Here is an 18,575-nt window from a genome sequence, read left to right as displayed (position 1 = left end):
AAGTCGCCGCAAAGCGCCTTCGTAGACGACCAGGGAGAGAGGCGCATGGCGCAGACTGCTGTTAAGACCGAGGCACCGGACACGCACGAGGAGCTCACGGACGGTTTCCATCTCGTCATCGACGCGATGAAGCTGAACGGGATCGACACGATCTACAACGTGCCGGGCATTCCGATCACCGATCTCGGTCGCATGGCGCAGGCTGAAGGCATCCGCGTGCTCTCCTTCCGTCACGAGCAGAACGCCGGCTACGCCGCAGCGATCGCCGGCTTCCTCACCAAGAAGCCGGGCGTCTGCCTCACCGTCTCCGCTCCCGGCTTTCTGAACGGCCTCACCGCGCTGGCGCATGCGACCACGAACTGCTTCCCGATGATCCTGGTCTCGGGCTCCTCGGAGCGCGAGATCGTCGACCTGCAGCAGGGCGACTACGAGGAGATGGATCAGCTCGCGATCGCCAAGCCGCTGTGCAAGGCGGCGTTCCGCGTGCTGCACGCCCAGGACATCGGCATCGGCTTCGCCCGCGCCATCCGCGCCGCGGTCTCCGGGCGTCCCGGCGGCGTCTATCTCGACCTGCCGGCCAAGCTGTTCGGCCAGGTGATGAACGCGCAGGCAGGCAGCGCCTCGCTGGTCAAGGTGATCGATCCCTCGCCGGCGCAGATCCCCTCGCCCGACTCCGTCAAGCGCGCGCTCGATCTGTTGAAGAACGCGAAACGCCCGCTGATCATCCTCGGCAAGGGCGCGGCCTATGCGCAGGCCGACGAGGCGATCAAGACCTTCGTCGAGAAGAGCGGCGTGCCGTTCCTGCCGATGAGCATGGCCAAGGGCCTCTTGCCCGACCTGCATCCGCAATGCGCCGGTGCTGCGCGCTCGACCGTGCTGAAGGACTCCGACGTCGTGATGCTGATCGGCGCCCGCCTCAACTGGCTCTTGTCGCACGGCAAGGGCAAGAGCTGGGGCGAACAGCCCAAGAAGTTCATCCAGGTCGACATCGAGCCGAAGGAGATGGACTCCAACGTCGAGATCGCCGCCCCCGTGGTGGGCGACATCGGTTCGGTCGTCACCGCCTTCTCCGACGCGATGGGCAGCAACTGGGCCAAGGCGCCGGCCGAGTGGCTGAGCGCGGTGCAGAAGAAGCGCGAGGACAACGTCGCCAAGATGGCGCCGCGGCTGATGAACAACAACTCGCCGATGGACTATCACGGCGCGCTCGGCGTGCTCCGCACCATCATCAAGGAGCATCCGGACGCGATCCTGGTCAACGAGGGCGCCAACACGCTCGACCTCGCCCGCGGCGTGATCGACATGTATCAGCCGCGCAAGCGGCTCGACGTCGGCACCTGGGGCGTGATGGGCATCGGCATGGGCTCGGCGATCGCCGCCGCGGTCGAGACCGGTAAGCCGGTGCTGGCGATCGAGGGCGACAGCGCCTTCGGCTTCTCCGGCATGGAGGTCGAGACCATCTGCCGCTACAATCTGCCGATCTGCGTCGTCATCTTCAACAATGACGGCATCTATCGCGGCACCGACCAGAACGCGGCGAGCGACGATCCGGCGACCACCGTGTTCGTCAAGGGCGCGCGCTACGACAAGATGATGGAGGCCTTCGGCGGCGTCGGCGTCAACGCCACCTCGCCGGACGAGCTGAAGCGCGCCGTCAACGCGGCGATGGATTCCGGCAAGCCCACCTTGATCAACGCCGTGATTGATCCCGCGGCCGGATCCGAGAGCGGCCGTATCGGCAACCTCAATCCGCAGAGCGTGCTGACGAAGAAGAAGTAAGGCCACCCGCAAGACATCACCTGCCCGCGCCATGCGGGATGACCAATCGTTACGGAGAGCAACACATGACCAAGGCGCTCGAGGGCGTTCGCATTCTCGACTTCACCCACGTCCAGTCCGGACCGACCTGCACGCAACTGCTGGCCTGGTTCGGCGCCGACGTGATCAAGGTCGAGCGTCCGGGCGTGGGTGACATCACCCGCGGCCAGCTGCAGGACATTCCGAACGTGGACAGCCTCTATTTCACGATGCTGAACCACAACAAGCGGTCGATCACGCTCGACACCAAGAACCCGAAGGGCAAGGAGGTCCTGACCGAGCTGATCAAGAAGTGCGACGTGCTGGTCGAGAATTTCGGCCCCGGCGTGCTCGACCGCATGGGCTTCCCCTGGGAGAAGATCCAGGCGATCAACCCGAAGATGATCGTCGCCTCGATCAAGGGTTTCGGCCCCGGCCCCTACGAGGACTGCAAGGTCTACGAGAACGTCGCGCAGTGCACCGGCGGCGCCGCTTCGACCACCGGCTTCCGTGACGGCCTGCCGCTGGTCACCGGCGCGCAGATCGGCGATTCCGGCACCGGGCTGCACCTGGCGCTCGGCATCGTCACCGCGCTCTATCAGCGCACCCACACCGGACGCGGCCAGCGCGTCACGGCTGCGATGCAGGACGGCGTGCTCAACCTCTGCCGCGTCAAGCTGCGCGACCAGCAGCGGCTCGAGCATGGTCCGCTCAAGGAATACAGCCAGTTCGGCGAGGGCGTGCCGTTCGGCGACGCCGTGCCGCGCGCGGGCAACGATTCCGGCGGCGGCCAGCCCGGCCGCATCCTGAAGTGCAAGGGCTGGGAGACCGACCCGAACGCCTACATCTACTTCATCACCCAGGCGCCGGTCTGGGAGAAGATCTGCGACGTGATCGGCGAGCCGACCTGGAAGACCGACCCGAACTACGCCAAGCCCGCCGCCCGCCTGCCGCGCCTGAACGAGATCTTCGGCCGCATCGAGCAGTGGACCATGACCAAGACCAAGTTCGAGGCCATGGACATCCTGAACGAGTTCGACATCCCCTGCGGTCCCATTCTCTCGATGAAGGAGATCGCCGAGGACGAGTCGCTGCGCAAGACCGGCACCTTGGTCGAGGTCGACCACCCGACCCGCGGCAAGTATCTCTCGGTCGGCAACCCGATCAAGCTCTCGGACAGCCCGGCCGACGTGACCCGCTCGCCCCTGCTCGGCGAGCACACCGACGAGGTCCTCCGCCAGGTGCTCGGCTTCAGCGACCACCAAGTCGCCGAGATCCACGACTCCGGCGCGCTGGATCCGCCGCGGAAGGAAGCTGCGGAGTAATCGAGCGCCAGAGACGATCGGCGGCGCGACCGCCGAATGTGAAGCTCCTCGACATCAAGCCGCCGGCATCAGCCGGCGGCTTTTTCATTCTCACGTTCCCGTCTATTTCCCGCGCCCAGCGCACATCGACGATGACCTTGGTCCGGCTACGGCCGGCGATCGCACCTGTCGAGAGTGTCTGAAATATGGGATGTACGGAGCAGTTGTCGCCGACCCGATTGCTCGTGACCCACAGCCTCGATTGCTACGATCTTTGATGTTTTGTCCCGCGGATGATCGAAAATCACGATATGCAGCCAGAGCGGACGCGAACCGCCCCCGAAGAGCACACTGGCATAGCCCTGCCCACTCGCAGACCTCCGAGAAACATTTCGTTTTGATCCAGAGCAAGGTCCTCTCGCGCTTCGATGTGCATTCTGCGAGGGCTCCCGTGGAGGTGTGCAGCGATGCGTCCCAACTTCACACTGCCGGAGCTTGAGAACGCGTTGGAACGCGGCGTATGGCGATTGTGGTGCGATGGAGGGATGTCTTGGTAAGTCCGATCAGGAAGCCCCCAATCCTGGGGCACCCTCCCGTCCAACTCGAAACGTCCGTGCCGAAGGGCGGAACCAAGACCCCAAACATCGTCCACCCGGACGGCCACGACACCGCGTTCTCGATCCCCGCCGGCAAGACATTCGTGGTAACCGATGTCTCCGTTCAGCGGCTGTCCGTCCTTGGTACGGCGATGTTGTTGGAGGTCTCGCTGACGCAGGATATTCCCTCCAGCGGAGGAACGACAAATCGCTGGAGCTTCGTCGGGGAGACGACAGCCAATGTCGAGCGGACCTTCAGCACCGGAATTGCTTTCTCGACGCCGTTCGTGGTGAGAAACGGCAGCCAGAGCGGCGACACGGTTGTGGTTCGACTTTGGGGGTTCTTCCGATAGCGATCGAGCTGGCGCGCGTCAGTTGTGGTCCGGAGGTCGCCTCCAGCAGCTCCTGATCCGGCCCCGCTTCGGCGGGGCTTTCATATCGCCGCCGTCGGCAAGCGCAGGGCGTCGAGAAGACGAAGGCCGCTTCAGCGGGCAGGTCCTACGGTAGAAATTGCCTCGAGCGTCTTCCGACTCTTTGAAGATCTGACGAGCTACCTGCCGAATATTCCGCCCACCACACGGTGCATCGCGCCGCCGATCGCGCCGATGGGACCTCCGACGTTCCGCTGATGTCGCGCGCGCCCCGTGCTGCGACGGGCCTGGCGGTCGGATTTGGCTGCCTCGGTGGCTGCGTCCATCAGGACCTTGTGCTGAGCGGCGTTGAGGAAGCCGGTCGTGGGATAGCCGCGCTCCTCCTGCCAACGGGCGATGACGGCGCGAGTCTGCTCGTCGAACGTCCCGTTGATCCTGGTGCCGAACCCGAGCCTGGTCAGCCCCCGTTGCACGGCCCGACGCTTCGCCTTGGTGAGGCCGATCTGATTCTCGGTCTCCTGATTGGCTTCCTGGGCGGCGATCACCGTATCGGCGGGTGCCGACGCTTCACGCGGTGCGCTGCTCAGACCAGCGTGAGCGACCTGCGCGCTTCCGGCGATCGCCAGGATGGACAGTGCCACGATCAAGGCGCGCATGGCCTTATCCTTCGCCCTCAGGTCTGCCGATGACACGTTTCGAGGAATACAGCGCGACGCACTGAACGATCAACATCCGGCGACGCCACTCCGCTTCGTTGCAGAGTAACTGCGGCCCGGGCAGCACAGTTCCCTCACCTCGGGCCGATTGTTCCGTCGCGTTGCACGCGCGGGATCGGCGCACGGGATGGCAGATGTCGGCAGTCGCCGAGATACCCGGAGTTTGCCGGCTCGGTCCGCCGAGGAGGGATCGAGACCGACCGGCGCCTCGGTTGGGCGGCTCTTTCCATATGAAAATGCCGTTCTCGATAAGAAACCCCAATCGTAACATTCCTGCCGCATCGCAAAATGCTCATGCCGCTATGCAATATCGATCGTTGTATCTGGCATCTGGTATACGTAAATTCTCCTCAGTCAGAACGTCATACCGCCTCACTGAAGGAGACAAACCATGGCCAAGACCGTTGCCCTCCCCCTCGTTCAGCCCGTGTCCCTGTTCGGCCGCTTCCTCGCCGCCCTCGACCGCGTGCTGATGATCAGCGCCCGCGCTGCCAACCGCAACGGCGACCTGCCCTATTTCGGTCTCTGAGGCCGAAGGCGCTTCCGGCGCGCAGCCAGCACCGAAGCCCAACCAAGAGCCCCGGACCTCCGGGGCTTTTGCTTTTCGCGACACCCCACCGCCTGCGACAAATTGGCCTGCTAGGCATCCCACCCAATCTCCTCAATTGCGGTCGGTCACCTCTTCATACCAAAATCAAATCGGTCGATTGGCTGCGGATGCACCTCTTGCTGCCTGATCCCGGCTGCCAACACAACTTTTGGCTGCATGGGCATCGCAGGGGAGTCCGGAGCTGACGACGGCCTGAAACGCGGCACGGCGGAAAACGCCACCGGCCGGGCTCGACAGGTCAGTGGTTCGATTGGGCACAGCGGCCGCAAGAAGCCGTGCGTTCCGGGAATGAAGGGGAGAAAGCGTGATGAAGCGTTCCGTGCGCGTGGCCGTTATGGCCGGCATCGCCCTGATGGCAGGGCATATCCCGGCTCTGGCGGGATGGGAGCCCGTCCGGCCGGTCGAGTTCATCGTTCCGGCTGGCACCGGTGGCGGTGCCGATCAGATGGCCCGGACCATCCAGGGCATCGTCACCAAGCACAACCTGATGAAGCAGCCGCTGGTCGTGATCAACAAGTCCGGGGGCGCCGGCGGCGAAGGTTTCCTCGACGTCAAGGCTTCCGCTGGCAACCCGCACAAGATCATCATCACGCTGTCGAACCTGTTCACGACGCCGCTCGCGACCGGCATTCCTTTCAACTGGAAGGACCTCACTCCCGTCGCCATGCTGGCGCTCGACGAGTTCGTGCTCTGGGTCAACGCCGAGAAGCCCTATGCGACCGCCAAGGACTACATCGATGCGGTCAAGCAAGGCGGCGGCACCTTGAAGATGGGCGGCACCGGCTCGAAGCAGGAAGACCAGATCATCACGGTGGCGATGGAGAAGGCGACCGGCGCGAAGTTCACCTACATTCCCTACAAGGGCGGCGGCGAAGTGGCCGTGCAACTGGTGGGCAACCACATCGAATCCACCGTCAACAATCCCATCGAGGCGGTGGCGCAGTGGCGCGGCGGCAAGGTCAGGCCGCTCTGCGTCTTCGACGACAAGCCGATGGGCTATGACGAGCCGATCACCGACGGCAAGGCCTGGAAGGACATCCCGACCTGCAAGTCGCAGGGGCTCGACATCGAATATCTGATGCTGCGCGGCATCTTCATGTCGCCACGGGCCACCAAGGACCAGATCGAATACTACGTCGACCTGTTCAAGAAGGTGCGGGAGACGCCGGAGTGGCAGGAGTTCATGAAGACCGGCGCCTTCAACACCACCTTCATGACCGGCGCCGATTATGCCAAATGGGTCGAGACCGAAGAGAAGCGGCACGAGCTCCTGATGAAGGAAGCCGGCTTCCTGGCCTCGAACTGAGCGCCTCGCATGAGCCGTCAAGATGGATCCGCCGGCCCGAGCCACAAGGCGGTCGAGGTCGGCGTCACGCTCGCGATCGCGCTGTTCGGGATCATCGTGATCCTCGGCAGCGTGAAGGCCGGGATCAACTGGGGCGCCGAAGGGCCGCGAGCGGGGTTCTTCCCGTTCTACGTCGGACTTTTCATCGTCGCGGCCAGCGCGATGAACTTCCGCAGCACGCTGCGCGAGGATGACGGCCGTGTCTTCGCCGAATGGGGGCAGCTGCGCCAGGTCATGAGCGTGGTGGTGCCGACGGCGATCTATGTCGGCGCCCTGCCCTTCACCGGCCTGTACGTCGCCTCCATGGTCTTCATCGCATGGTTCATGCGGTGGCTCGGCAAATATGGCTGGCTCACGGTGGCGGCGGTCGCGATCGGCATGCCGGTCGTGACCTATCTGATCTTCGAGCGCTGGTTCATGGTTCCCCTGCCCAAGGGGCCGGTCGAGGAATGGCTCGGACTCTAACAAGAAAACTCATCCGCTGAGGGTTGCAGGACCAAGCCGGCATGGAAGAACTCGCCAATCTGTTTCACGGCTTCGCCGTCGCCCTCCAACCCTTCAACATCATGGTGATGATCCTCGGGATCGTCCTCGGGGTGATCATCGGCGTGCTGCCGGGATTGGGCGGCGCCAACGGCGTCGCGATCCTGCTGCCGCTGACCTTCAGCATGCCGCCGACCTCGGCGATCATCATGCTGTCCTGCATCTACTGGGGCGCGCTGTTCGGCGGCGCGATCACATCCATCTTGTTCAACATTCCCGGCGAGCCATGGTCGGTGGCGACCACGTTCGACGGCTATCCGATGGCGCAGCAGGGCAAGGCCGGCGAGGCGCTCACGGCAGCTTTCACCTCGTCCTTCATCGGCGCGCTGTTCGCGGTCATCATGATCACGCTGATCGCGCCGCTGGTGGCAGGTTTCGCGCTTCAGTTCGGTCCGGCCGAGAAGTTCGCGGTCTATTTTCTCGCCTTCTGCAGCTTCGTCGGCCTGAGCAAGGAGCCGCCGTTCAAGACGATCGCGGCGATGATGATCGGCTTCGCGCTTGCCGCCGTCGGCCTGGATTCCATCACCGGCCAGCTCCGGCTCACCTTCGGCATCACCGAACTGCTCAACGGCTTCGACTTCCTGATCGCCGTGATCGGCCTGTTCGGCATCGGCGAGATCCTGCTGACGATGGAGGAAGGACTAAGCTTCCGCGGCGGCAACGCGCAGATCAATCTGCGCGTGGTGCTGCACACCTGGAAGGAGATGCCGGCACACTGGCTCACCGCGCTGCGCTCATGCCTGATCGGCTGCTGGATGGGCATCACCCCCGCCGGCGCCACGCCGGCCTCGTTCATGAGCTACGGCATCGCCAAGCGCCTCTCCAAGCGCGGCAAGAAGTTCGGCCATGGCGAGATCGAGGGCGTCGTCGCGCCGGAGACGGCAGCCCATGCGGCGGGCACGGCGGCGCTGCTGCCGATGCTGTCGCTCGGCGTGCCCGGCTCCCCCACGGCGGCGGTGCTGCTCGGCGGTCTCTTGATCTGGGGCCTGCAACCGGGGCCGATGCTGTTCGTCGAGCAGAAGGAGTTCGTCTGGGGCCTGATCGCCTCGATGTATCTCGGCAACCTCGCCGGCCTGCTCGTCGTGCTGACCTGCGTCCCGGTGTTCGCGGCGATCCTGCGCATTCCCTTCAGCATCATCGCGCCGCTCATCCTCGTGCTGTGTGCCATCGGCGCCTATTCGGTGCACAGCAGCACGTTCGATGTGGTGCTGATGCTGGTGTTCGGCGTGCTCGGCTATCTGTTCAAGAAGTGCGGCTATCCGCTCGCGCCGCTGGTGCTCGCCATCGTGCTCGGCGACAAGGCCGAGGAGGCCTTCCGACAGTCGCTGCTGGGATCCCAGGGATCGCTCGCGATCTTCTTCTCCAACGGGCTGGTCGCCACCATCATGGCGCTCGGGTTGATCGCGCTGTTCTGGTCGGCGATCCAGCAGGGCTACAACCGGTTGCGGGCGTTCGCCGCATGAGCCCGTTCTTACTTCGATAGTTGAGCTACAAATATCCTCTGCTGCGTCGTATTGTCGCTGCAGCGATTTGCCTTGCTTCTGCAGGCTTTTTTCGTCGATCGCAGGTCTACCAGCGCCCGCCTGCTCGATGAATCCGCTTGTCTATTGGCATATCATATACCAAACTCCCGCATAGCTGTTAGGACAAAAATAGACAGCCTGGAGGAAGCATGACGGACTTGGCTCACGCGGGGGCGCCCGCATCTGCAAGAGTAAGCGACGCCTACCGCTGGACGCAGCTCGCGGTTGGCGTCCTGGCGATGGTGATGATCGCCAACTATCAATATGGCTGGACCTTCTTCGTCCCGGATATCGCCAAGACGTTCGGCTGGGATCGCGCCTCGATCCAGTGGGCCTTCACGCTGTTCGTGCTGTTCGAGACCTGGCTGGTGCCGGTCGAGGGCTGGTTCGTCGACAAATACGGCCCGCGCATCGTCGTGCTCGTCGGCGGCGTGCTGTGCGCCATCGGTTGGATGATCAACGCCTACGCCACCTCGCTCAACGGCTACTATCTCGGCATGATCATCGCGGGCATCGGCGCCGGCGGCGTCTACGGCACCTGCGTCGGCAACGCGCTGAAGTGGTTTCCCGACAAGCGCGGCCTCGCGGCCGGCATCACCGCGGCCGGCTTCGGCGCCGGCTCGGCGCTCACCGTCGCACCGATCCAGGCCATGATCCGCGACTCCGGCTTCCAGACCACCTTCCTGTATTTCGGTCTCGGCCAGGGCATCATCATCGTCATCCTCGCCTTCTTCCTGTTCGCGCCCAAGGAAGGCCAGGTGCCCGCGGTCACGCAGAACACCAACCTCGTCCAGAGCCGCCGCAACTACAATCCGACCGAGGTGATCCGCCAGCCGATCTTCTGGCTGATGTACTTCATGTTCGTGATCGTCGGCGCGGGCGGCCTGATGGTGACGGCCAACCTCAAGCCGATCGCCGGCGACTGGAAGGTCGACAACATTCCGGTGACGCTGATCGGCATGACCATGACGGCGGTGACGTTCGCCGCCACCATCGACCGCGTGTTGAACGGCCTGACGCGTCCGTTCTTTGGCTGGATCTCGGACATGATCGGCCGCGAGAACACGATGTTCATCGCCTTCGGCATGGAAGGCATCGGCATCTGGGCGCTGTACATGCTGGGCCACGATCCGGTGTGGTTCGTGATCCTCTCCGGCTTCGTGTTCTTCGCCTGGGGTGAGATCTACTCGCTCTTCCCCTCGACCTGCACCGACACGTTCGGCACCAAGTTCGCCACCACCAATGCCGGCCTGCTGTACACCGCCAAGGGCACGGCAGCGCTGCTTGTGCCGATCGCGAACTACATGCAGCAGTCCTCCGGCAATTGGGACCGCGTCTTCATCATCGCGGCCGGCGCCAACATCCTGGCGTCGATCCTCGCGATCGCGGTGCTCAAGCCCTGGCGGCGGGTCGTGGTGCAGAAATCAACGCTCTGACGCACCCTTCGCGCTGCAGCAAAAATAAAAAAGAACGCTTCCAGATTGACGACGCTCGGCATTTTGCCGAGCGTTTTCTTTTGCTTGGCGGACGATTTCGGTTTCGCTGCGAAGCAACATGTCGCACCCTGTGTCGCAGGCCATATTGCAGACTGGAATATGTTATACCAGAATGGCTCGATGCGCAGATGAGGAGCGCGCTCGCAGCGGCATCCTCCAACAGAGCGCGCGTTTGGGAGGACACATGGTTTCCAGCACAGAGGCAACACCGCCTGTCCAGGCACAGTCCAGCGGCTTCCGCTGGCTCCAGCTCGCGATGGGCATCATCTGCATGGCGATGATCGCCAACCTGCAATATGGCTGGACACTGTTCGTCGATCCGATCGACGCGAAGTTTCACTGGGGTCGCACGGCGATCCAGCTGGCCTTCACGATCTTCGTCGTCACCGAAACCTGGCTCGTGCCGGTCGAGGCGTGGTTCGTCGACAAATACGGCCCGCGCCTCGTCATCATGTTCGGCGCCGTCATGATTTCGCTGGCATGGGTGCTGAACTCCTACGCCGACTCGCTCACCCTGCTCTACGCCGGCGCCGTCATCGGCGGCATCGGTGCTGGTGCGGTGTATGGCACCTGCGTCGGCAATGCGCTGAAATGGTTTCCCGACCGCCGCGGGCTCGCCGCTGGTGCCACCGCCGCGGGCTTCGGCGCCGGTGCGGCGCTGACCGTGGTGCCGATCGCCAGCATGATCGCCTCGAGCGGTTATCAGAGCGCCTTCTTCACCTTCGGCATCGGCCAGGGGTTGGTCGTGTTCGTGCTCGCGATCTTCCTGCGGCCGCCGACGGTTGCGGTGCCGGCCCGCAAGAAGCAGCTCAACCTGCCGCAGACCAAGATCGACTACACGCCGCCGCAGGTGCTGCGCACGCCGATCTTCTGGATCATGTATCTGGTGTTCGTCATGGTGGCCTCCGGCGGCCTGATGACCGCCGCCCAGATCGCCCCGATCGCCCACGATTTCAAGATCGCCAACGAGCCGGTGTCGCTCGCCGGCTTCCAGATGGCGGCGCTGACGTTCGCGATCTCGCTCGATCGCATTTTCGACGGCTTCGGCCGCCCTGTGTTCGGCTGGATCTCCGACACGATCGGTCGTGAGCACACCATGTTCATCGCCTTCGGCACGGCCGCTTTGATGCTGCTGACGCTGTCGAGCTACGGGCACAACCCGATCGTGTTCGTGCTCGCCACCGCCGTCTATTTCGGCGTCTTCGGCGAAATCTACAGCCTGTTTCCGGCGACCTCGGGCGATACGTTCGGCAGCAAATACGCCGCGACCAACAACGGCATGCTCTACACTGCGAAGGGCACCGCCTCGCTCTTGGTCCCGCTCGCGAGCATCGTCTCCGCAAAATATGGCTGGCAGGCCGTGTTCGTGATCGGCGTCGCGCTGAACGCGACGGCCGCCTTGATGGCGCTGTTTGTGATCAAGCCGCTGCGCCGGGCCTTCATCCTCGGCAAGGAGCCGGTCACCGAGTCGGTCACGCAGGACGCCAGGATGGCGTGACGCCACGGTTTCTTCCCGCGACTTCAGGAGGCGCACCAGCGGTGCGCCTCTTTTTTTGCGCCAGGGCGGGACGCCCCCGGTCATATCTGGCAGTGTCACTGACGTGTTTTCCGGTGGCCGACCGCACAAAAAGCCATCAGAGTCGATTGACTTCTGGCATAACGTATACCAGACTTCCTCTCGTCCACTACCAATCCAAACGGGAGGGTGCCATGAAGGTCGGAGACATCCTGCGCAACAAGACGGCGCGCGTGATCACGGTGCGAATGAACGAGACCGTCGGCGTCGCGGCGCAGTTGATGCGCGCCAGCAATGTCAGCGCCCTCGTCGTCAAGGACGTCGTCCGCACCGAAGGCAATACCGCGGCCGGCATGTTCACCGAGCGCGATGTCGTGCGCGCCATCGCCGAGCATGGCGCCGCCGGCGTCAACCTGAAGGTCTCGCAGCTGATCTCGCCGCAGCGGCTGATCTCCTGCAGCACCGAGGATACGCTCGAGCACGTGCGGCACCTGATGAACGTGCACCACATCCGCCACCTCCCGGTCATCGTCGACTTCGCGCTCGCCGGCGTCATCAGCATGCGCGACGTCTCCTCGGCCTTCGACGAAGCGGAAGCTCCGGTCGCTGCCTGACGTCCAGCCCGGTCAGCGGAACCAGCTCAATACTGAGAGAACCTTGTCGGAGCAGCGCGCCGCCTGTTAGGCGGTGCGCGGAGAGGTGCGGCACAGTAAGGTCGCCGCTCATTCTGACCCGACAGGATTCCTTGCGATGAAAGCCTATGTCTACGGCGCCCAGGGCGCCGCGATCACCGATATCGCCAAGCCCACGCCGAAGGGCACGCAGGTGCTGGTGCGCGTGCGCGCCTGCGGCCTCAATCGCGCCGATCTCGGCATGACCAAGGGGCATGTGCATGGCGCCGCCGGCGGCGTCGGCACCGTCCTCGGCATGGAATGGGCCGGCGAGGTCGCCGAGCTCGGGCCCGACGCCAGGGGCGTGAAGATCGGCGACAAGGTCATGGGCTCGGGCAGCGCGGCGTTCGCCGAATACACCCTTGCCGACCATGGCCGGCTGTTCCACGCGCCGTCGAACATGAACTTCGACGAGGCCGCCACGCTGCCGATCGCGCTGACCACGATGCACAACGCCGTCGTCACCAACGGCGCTTTGCAGCCGGGCCAGCGCATGCTGGTGCAGGGTGCGAGCTCCGGCGTCGGGCTGATGGCGATGCAGATCGCCAAGCTCAAGGGCGCCCGGCTCGTGATCGGCTCCTCGACCGATGCGATGCGCCGCGGACGGCTCAAGGAGTTCGGCGCCGATCTCGCCATCGACTCTAGCGATCCTGCCTGGGTCGACCAGGTGCTGCAGGCGACCAACGGCGAGGGCGTCGATCTGATCATCGACCAGGTGTCCGGCAAGGTCGCCAATCAGAACCTCGCCGCAACCAAGGTCCTCGGCCGCATCGTCAATGTCGGCCGGCTCGGCGGCACCCATGCCGACTTCAACTTCGACCTGCACGCGGCGCGCCGCATCACCTATGTCGGCGTCACCTTCCGCACCCGCTCGATCGAGGAGATCCGCGCGATCTTCGCCGAGGTGAAGAAGGACATCTGGGGTGCGGTCGAGCAGCGCACGCTGCGGCTGCCGATCGACCGCGTCTTCGCCTTCGACGACATTGGCGCGGCGTTCGCGCACATGGAGGCGAACAAGCATCTCGGCAAGATCGTGGTGACCTTGTGAACGCAACCTTCTGAGATTTAGAAGCACTCGAAACAGCGCGCGGTCCACGCACATAGACCGCGCGATCCCGGCTTTCATGGTGCGGCCTCGGCTGCTACATCCGCCGCCATGAGAGACGCCGCCTCCCATGTCGATTCCGGGAAAACCCGTGTCGCCGCGATCTCGATCGCGGCGAGCGCCAGCATGGCCGCGGCGAAGTTCATCGTCGGCATCCTGATCGGCAGCCTCGCGCTCGTCTCCGAGGCCCTGCACAGCGCCGTCGACGTCGTCGCCACCGTCATCACGTGGATGGTGGTTCGGGTATCGGACCGGCCGGCCGACGACGAGCATCATTACGGCCACGGCAAGCTGGAGAGCCTGTCGGCGCTTGGCGTCATCGCCCTGCTCTACGTGCTGGCCGGCGGCGTGCTGGTCGAGTCCGTCAGCCGGCTGCGCGAGGCGGCGGCACCGCCGTCGCTGTCGGCGATTCCGTTCGTGGTGCTGCTGATCGACATCGCCGTCAATTTCTGGCGCGCCCGCGCGCTGCACCGGGCCGCGCACGAGACCCACAGCCAGGCGCTCGCCGCCGACGCTCTGCATTTTGCCTCCGACGTGCTCGGCTCGATCGCCGTCATCGCCGGCCTGGTCCTCACCGCGTTCGGGTTCTGGTGGGGGGATTCCGCCGCCGCGGTCGCCGTCGCCCTGATGATCTCGATGCTCGGCCTGCGGCTGGCGCGCTCCACCGTAGAAACACTGCTCGACCGCGCGCCGGAGGGCGCGGCCGAAAAGGCGCGCGCCGCGATCCGTTCGATCAATGGCGTCGTCGACGTCGAGCGGCTGCGGGTGCGGCTCGTCGGCGCGACGCATTTTGTCGACGCCACGGTGCAGGTGCCGCGCACCTACCCGATCGACCGCGTGCACGAGATCAAGCGCGATGCGCAGGCCGCGGTCGATGCCAGCCTGTCCGGCGCCGACGTCACCTTCACGACGGTACCGGTCGCGCTCAGCAATGAGAGCGTGCGCGAGCGCATCATGGTGATCGCGCGCAATTCCGGCCTCGCGATCCATCACGTCACCGTCCATGATGTCGGCGGGCGCCTGATCGTCGCGATCGACCTCGAGGTCGACGGCGACATGAGCCTGTTCGCGGCACATGCGATCGCGCACGAGCTGGAACGCTCGATCCGCGACGAATTCGGCGCCGATGTCGAGGTCGACACCCATATCGAGCCGCTCGAGCCCGAGCTGCCGTTCGGCGTCGACGCGCCGGCGCAGCGGATCGCCGAGATCGCCGCGGCCCTGCAGCGCCTCGCCGCCGAGACCGACATGTACGACGTGCACAATGTCCGCGTCCGCAACACCGAGGCTGGCGAGATCGTCAACTTCCACTGCCGCGCAGCGCCGTCGATGAGCGTGCTGAAGGTGCACGACAATGTCGACCACATCGAGCGCGGAGTGCGTCGCGCCTTCCCGAGCGTCAAGCGCGTCATCAGTCACGCCGAGCCGCCGCACGGTTGAGGCCTGAACGTCACGCTGCGTTCCCGCTTCGGACTCACTCTGCCGGCTTTTCGCCATGGCAAATCCGCATTGGATAAGATTTATTAGCTTTTGCCAAATCGTTGACTCTCGACAGCCCGAGAAATCTGGATTCAAATCAACTTGATTCGGAAGCGGCTGGGGCTCTTTCGAAATTCGGGTATCCAAGAAGTTTCGGGGGTCTACAGCATGACGCGTGCGCATGCCGCGAACGCGTGCGTCCAATCTTCTGATTCCATCAAGGGGTTGGCGCAATCGATCGCGAAACCGGCCTATCAAAGGCTGCTGACTGCTGAGCCGGTATTGCGTCGTGCTGTCCCTACTTTGATCATCGCCTTTCTCGTCACCATCTGCCTCGGCGCTTTCGTCCAGGTGCTCGACCAGAGCCGTCAGAAGCGCGGCGCGACCAAGCGCGACCTGGCCGCGATCTCCGACCTGCTCGCCGACCGCATCGGCAATCTGGCGATGCGCCCGGACCGCATCGCCCATATCGAGCACCTGCAGAGCCTGCTGCCCGACCTGATCCCCGCCTGGGGCGCAGCGCCCGGCCGCCACGTGATCGTGACCGGCGCCGACCACCGCATTCTCGCCCGGGTTCCGGTCGACACCGGACTCGGCGAGAACGACCGTATCCTCGACCTGATCTCCACCGCGCAGCTCCTGGCGACGCCGGGCCTGCAGGGCGCGGTCACCGAGATCACGCTGCCGAACGGCCGTCCGGCCTTCGCGGTGTCGCAGTTGATCAAGGCGCTGCCTGGCCGCGTCGTGGTGATCCAGGAGAAGCTCGAGCCGATCTGGGGCTCGGACGCCGCACTCTCGGTCACGCTGTCGGCGACGACGGGCTTCGTCGTGCTGATCCTCGGCTTCGCCTTCCACTGGCAGTCGACCCGCGCCCGCGAGGGCGACCTGATCAACGACGCCGTGCGGGGCCGCATCGACACCGCGCTCAATCGCGGCCGCTGCGGGCTGTGGGACTGGGACCTGTCGCGCGGCCGCATCTTCTGGTCGAACTCGATGTTCGCGATGCTCGGCCTGGAAAACCGCACCGACCTCCTCACCTTCGGCGAGGTCAACGCGCTGGTGAACTCCGACGACATCGACCTGTTCGAGATCGCTGACCAGCTCGTCGCCGGCGACATCCACCAGATCGATCAGAGCTTCCGGATGCGCCACACCGAGGGTCACTGGATCTGGCTCCGGGTGCGTTGCGAGCTCAGCCAGGGCACCTCCGATTCCGGCCTGCACCTGATCGGCATCGCCGTCGACGTCACCGAGCAGAAGAGCCTGGTCGAGAAGACCGTCGAGGCCGACCTCCGCCTGCGCGACGCGATCGAGACGATCTCGGAAGCCTTCGTGCTGTGGGACGCCAACAACCGGCTGGTGCTGTGCAACTCGCATTTCCAGAAGCTGCACAAGCTGCCGGACTCCGCCGTGATCCCCGGCACCTCCTATGAGACCGTCATCGAGGTCGGCAAGATGCCGGAGATCCGCACGCGGCTGCACGATCACAGCCAGCAGGCGCCGGGCGGCCGCACCTTCGAGGCGCAGCTCGACGACGGCAGCTGGCTGCACATCAGCGAGCGCCGCACCAAGGACGGCGGCTACGTCTCGGTCGGCACCGACATCACCCGTATCAAGGAGCACGAGCAGAAGCTCGTCGACAACGACCTGCGCCTGCGCGCCACCGTGATCGACCTGCAGCGCTCGCAGAGCGCGCTCGAGCGCCAGGCGATCGAGCTTGCCGACCTCGCGGAGAAATACTCGCAGGAGAAGACCCGCGCCGAGGAAGCCAACCAGACCAAGTCGAAATTCCTCGCCAATATGAGCCACGAGCTGCGCACGCCGCTCAACGCCATCATCGGCTTCTCCGAGATCATGGGCAGCGGCATGTTCGGCTCGCTCGGCTCCGAGAAGTACCAGGAATACTGCCACGACATCCTGACCTCCGGTCAGTATCTGCTCGAGGTGATCAACGACATCCTCGACATGTCGAAGATCGAGGCCGGCCGCATGAAGCTCGACATGGAGCCGCTCGACCTCGCCAAGACGCTGGCGGAATCGCTGCGCGTCGTCTCCGGTCGCGCCCTGGACAAGAGCCTCGTCCTCGACGCCGACATCGGAGGCAGCATCCCCGTCGTCGCCGACCGTCGCGCCACCAAGCAGATCATGGTCAACCTGCTGTCGAACGCGGTGAAGTTCACCCCCGAAGGCGGCCGTGTCACGATGCGGAGCCGCGTGTTCGAGGACAAGGTCGTGCTCATCATCGCCGACACCGGCATCGGCATCCCCGCGCAGTCGCTGGCGCGGCTCGGCCGCCCGTTCGAGCAGGTCGAGAGCCAGATGACCAAGACCTATCACGGCTCCGGCCTCGGCCTCGCCATCGCCCGCTCGCTGGCCCAGTTGCACGGCGGCTCGATGCGGCTGCGCTCGCGGCTGGAGTGCGGCACCGTCGTCCGCGTCACCCTGCCCCGCGACGCGTACAAGGCGACGGCGAGCATCTCGGTCGCGGCCTGAGGGGCATGCGCGATGCCGTAGGGTGGGCAAAGGCGCGCCCGTGAAGCTGCGTGTCGAGCAGCGCTTCATCGCGCGCCGTGCCCACCGATGTTCACGACGCAGACGGTGGGCACGCGCCGCCTGACGGCGCCGCTTTGCCCACCCTACGGCAGCGCGCCCAACTACGAACTCTGGTCGTACCCTGTCTGCATCGACAACCACCGCCGTCGTCCCGGCCTTGAGCCGGGACCCATAACCCCAGGCAGCCGTTTGAGGCACGCTCGTCAACCATCTCGCATCTCACACCCGCCGCGGAGTATTCGTCCCGGGTCGGCGCCGCAACGTGCTCTCGCGCGACGCGGCTTGCCCGGGACGACACGCGAAAGATCGGATTTACGTCTCATACAGCCATGCATTCGAACACCGTGGACGCTTCGAACATGACACCGCGGTCTCGCGGCACACGATGCCCGAGTGATGCGATCAGTCATGCCCTTCGAATTGCAAAGGGCGCAGGGAAGGCCAGGCGTCGGCTGACGCCTGCGGCCCGCCTGCGAGAAAAAATGCAGGCGGCAGGTACCACAGGTGCAGCCGGACAAACCCGGCCTTCCCTGCGCGATGGTCTTCACGCTTATACGCAGTCGCCCTGGTGCGCCGGCTTGTTGGCCACCATTCCCGCGCGAAGCCAAGCCTCGCTCCGAGTTGGACACCAGCTTCGGGGTGTCAGGCCGCTGCGACTTCACGTCCGCAAGACATCCGTTCGTCCGCGCCATCCTGAGACGACGCTGCGAACGCCCGCGGCCACCGCATCCCCGCCTCGCGTGTCGTGACGATCGCGCGCAACGCCCCTTTGCTTGAGGCGGGATGAACATAGGAAGACACAGGATTTTAATTCTGAAAAGCAGAATATTTTTCACTGGCAATCTTGACAGAGCGTCGCACGTTGATTTCGCTTGCGAATTCTATATCTCGGCGCAGGCCCGCGGGGATACGCGAGACCTGTTCGCAAGGCATCTCGAGGCCTCGTCTCG

Annotated in this window: 15 protein-coding genes; 13 read left to right on the top strand and 2 right to left on the bottom strand. The window is 64.7% G+C overall.

Annotated features, from left to right (window positions below; genetic code table 11):
- The first annotated feature begins 45 nt into the window (after window positions 1-45).
- From oxc to ACQR1H_RS14895, 3 genes are all read left to right on the top strand, one after another.
- Complete coding sequence (oxc, locus tag ACQR1H_RS14905) at window positions 46-1,779, top strand: oxalyl-CoA decarboxylase (protein ID WP_434907744.1); 1,734 nt, start codon at window positions 46-48, stop codon at window positions 1,777-1,779.
- 65 nt (window positions 1,780-1,844) lie between these two features.
- Window positions 1,845-3,122 (top strand): formyl-CoA transferase, encoded by a 1,278-nt coding sequence (gene frc / locus ACQR1H_RS14900; RefSeq protein ID WP_316182746.1) that lies wholly within the window; start codon window positions 1,845-1,847, stop codon window positions 3,120-3,122.
- Window positions 3,123-3,714: 592 nt separating this feature from the next.
- Window positions 3,715-4,050, top strand: coding sequence for a hypothetical protein (locus ACQR1H_RS14895; protein ID WP_315805095.1), 336 nt, complete (start codon window positions 3,715-3,717; stop codon window positions 4,048-4,050).
- A gap of 197 nt (window positions 4,051-4,247) precedes the next feature.
- Here the strand turns inward: ACQR1H_RS14895 and ACQR1H_RS14890 are convergent, their stop codons facing one another.
- Entirely contained in the window at window positions 4,248-4,724 is a 477-nt protein-coding gene (locus ACQR1H_RS14890; RefSeq protein ID WP_434907743.1) for a peptidoglycan-binding domain-containing protein, read from the bottom strand.
- A 451-nt stretch (window positions 4,725-5,175) separates the two neighbouring features.
- Between ACQR1H_RS14890 and ACQR1H_RS14885 the strand changes: the two genes are divergently transcribed.
- The 8 genes from ACQR1H_RS14885 to ACQR1H_RS14850 all read left to right on the top strand — a co-directional run bounded on the left by ACQR1H_RS14885 (window position 5,176) and on the right by ACQR1H_RS14850 (window position 13,536).
- Window positions 5,176-5,313, top strand: coding sequence for a hypothetical protein (locus tag ACQR1H_RS14885; protein ID WP_315805093.1), 138 nt, complete (start codon window positions 5,176-5,178; stop codon window positions 5,311-5,313).
- A 388-nt stretch (window positions 5,314-5,701) separates the two neighbouring features.
- Window positions 5,702-6,700, top strand: a complete 999-nt coding sequence (locus ACQR1H_RS14880) for a Bug family tripartite tricarboxylate transporter substrate binding protein (protein ID WP_316238661.1) — start codon at window positions 5,702-5,704, stop codon at window positions 6,698-6,700.
- Window positions 6,701-6,709: 9 nt separating this feature from the next.
- The gene (locus tag ACQR1H_RS14875) at window positions 6,710-7,204 is read left to right on the top strand and encodes a tripartite tricarboxylate transporter TctB family protein (RefSeq protein WP_434907742.1); all 495 of its coding nucleotides are present in this window, start codon (window positions 6,710-6,712) and stop codon (window positions 7,202-7,204) included.
- 41 nt (window positions 7,205-7,245) lie between these two features.
- Window positions 7,246-8,745 carry a tripartite tricarboxylate transporter permease gene (locus ACQR1H_RS14870; RefSeq protein WP_434907741.1) on the top strand — a complete coding sequence of 500 codons (1,500 nt, stop codon included), beginning with the start codon at window positions 7,246-7,248 and terminating at the stop codon, window positions 8,743-8,745.
- A gap of 209 nt (window positions 8,746-8,954) precedes the next feature.
- Window positions 8,955-10,241 (top strand): oxalate/formate MFS antiporter, encoded by a 1,287-nt coding sequence (gene oxlT / locus ACQR1H_RS14865; protein ID WP_315716169.1) that lies wholly within the window; start codon window positions 8,955-8,957, stop codon window positions 10,239-10,241.
- A 244-nt stretch (window positions 10,242-10,485) separates the two neighbouring features.
- Window positions 10,486-11,799, top strand: a complete 1,314-nt coding sequence (gene oxlT, locus ACQR1H_RS14860; protein WP_316238663.1) for an oxalate/formate MFS antiporter — start codon at window positions 10,486-10,488, stop codon at window positions 11,797-11,799.
- Window positions 11,800-12,011: 212 nt separating this feature from the next.
- Window positions 12,012-12,431, top strand: a complete 420-nt coding sequence (locus ACQR1H_RS14855; protein WP_172114347.1) for a CBS domain-containing protein — start codon at window positions 12,012-12,014, stop codon at window positions 12,429-12,431.
- Between the two features lie 136 nt (window positions 12,432-12,567).
- Window positions 12,568-13,536: a quinone oxidoreductase family protein gene (locus tag ACQR1H_RS14850; RefSeq protein ID WP_316238664.1), complete on the top strand. Its 969-nt coding sequence runs from the start codon at window positions 12,568-12,570 to the stop codon at window positions 13,534-13,536.
- Between the two features lie 74 nt (window positions 13,537-13,610).
- Here the strand turns inward: ACQR1H_RS14850 and ACQR1H_RS14845 are convergent, their stop codons facing one another.
- Window positions 13,611-13,739, bottom strand: coding sequence for a hypothetical protein (locus ACQR1H_RS14845; protein WP_315716165.1), 129 nt, complete (start codon window positions 13,737-13,739; stop codon window positions 13,611-13,613).
- Here ACQR1H_RS14845 and ACQR1H_RS14840 point away from each other — a divergent pair.
- Both ACQR1H_RS14840 and ACQR1H_RS14835 read left to right on the top strand, forming a co-directional pair.
- Window positions 13,720-15,033 (top strand): cation diffusion facilitator family transporter, encoded by a 1,314-nt coding sequence (locus tag ACQR1H_RS14840; RefSeq protein ID WP_315805086.1) that lies wholly within the window; start codon window positions 13,720-13,722, stop codon window positions 15,031-15,033. The genes ACQR1H_RS14845 and ACQR1H_RS14840 overlap by 20 nt on opposite strands.
- Before the next feature lie 207 nt (window positions 15,034-15,240).
- Window positions 15,241-17,565 carry a sensor histidine kinase gene (locus ACQR1H_RS14835; RefSeq protein ID WP_315805085.1) on the top strand — a complete coding sequence of 775 codons (2,325 nt, stop codon included), beginning with the start codon at window positions 15,241-15,243 and terminating at the stop codon, window positions 17,563-17,565.
- Window positions 17,566-18,575: the final 1,010 nt, after the last annotated feature.

The sequence above is a fragment of the Bradyrhizobium sp. HKCCYLRH2015 genome, from assembly GCF_051168215.1.
Classification (GTDB): domain Bacteria; phylum Pseudomonadota; class Alphaproteobacteria; order Rhizobiales; family Xanthobacteraceae; genus Bradyrhizobium.
The sequence above is the reverse complement of the archived record's forward strand: the minus strand, read 5'-3'. Positions and strand labels throughout refer to the sequence as shown.

Excerpts from the sequence above, each read along its gene's own strand:
- oxc (WP_434907744.1), top strand. The coding sequence starts at position 46 with ATGGCGCAGACTGCTGTTAAGACCGAGGCACCGGACACGCACGAGGAG.
- frc (WP_316182746.1), top strand. The coding sequence starts at position 1,845 with ATGACCAAGGCGCTCGAGGGCGTTCGCATTCTCGACTTCACCCACGTC.
- ACQR1H_RS14890 (WP_434907743.1), bottom strand. The coding sequence starts at position 4,724 with ATGCGCGCCTTGATCGTGGCACTGTCCATCCTGGCGATCGCCGGAAGC.
- ACQR1H_RS14885 (WP_315805093.1), top strand. The coding sequence starts at position 5,176 with ATGGCCAAGACCGTTGCCCTCCCCCTCGTTCAGCCCGTGTCCCTGTTC.
- ACQR1H_RS14880 (WP_316238661.1), top strand. The coding sequence starts at position 5,702 with ATGAAGCGTTCCGTGCGCGTGGCCGTTATGGCCGGCATCGCCCTGATG.
- ACQR1H_RS14875 (WP_434907742.1), top strand. The coding sequence starts at position 6,710 with ATGAGCCGTCAAGATGGATCCGCCGGCCCGAGCCACAAGGCGGTCGAG.
- ACQR1H_RS14870 (WP_434907741.1), top strand. The coding sequence starts at position 7,246 with ATGGAAGAACTCGCCAATCTGTTTCACGGCTTCGCCGTCGCCCTCCAA.
- oxlT (WP_315716169.1), top strand. The coding sequence starts at position 8,955 with ATGACGGACTTGGCTCACGCGGGGGCGCCCGCATCTGCAAGAGTAAGC.
- oxlT (WP_316238663.1), top strand. The coding sequence starts at position 10,486 with ATGGTTTCCAGCACAGAGGCAACACCGCCTGTCCAGGCACAGTCCAGC.
- ACQR1H_RS14855 (WP_172114347.1), top strand. The coding sequence starts at position 12,012 with ATGAAGGTCGGAGACATCCTGCGCAACAAGACGGCGCGCGTGATCACG.
- ACQR1H_RS14850 (WP_316238664.1), top strand. The coding sequence starts at position 12,568 with ATGAAAGCCTATGTCTACGGCGCCCAGGGCGCCGCGATCACCGATATC.
- ACQR1H_RS14840 (WP_315805086.1), top strand. The coding sequence starts at position 13,720 with ATGGCCGCGGCGAAGTTCATCGTCGGCATCCTGATCGGCAGCCTCGCG.
- ACQR1H_RS14845 (WP_315716165.1), bottom strand. The coding sequence starts at position 13,739 with ATGAACTTCGCCGCGGCCATGCTGGCGCTCGCCGCGATCGAGATCGCG.
- ACQR1H_RS14835 (WP_315805085.1), top strand. The coding sequence starts at position 15,241 with ATGACGCGTGCGCATGCCGCGAACGCGTGCGTCCAATCTTCTGATTCC.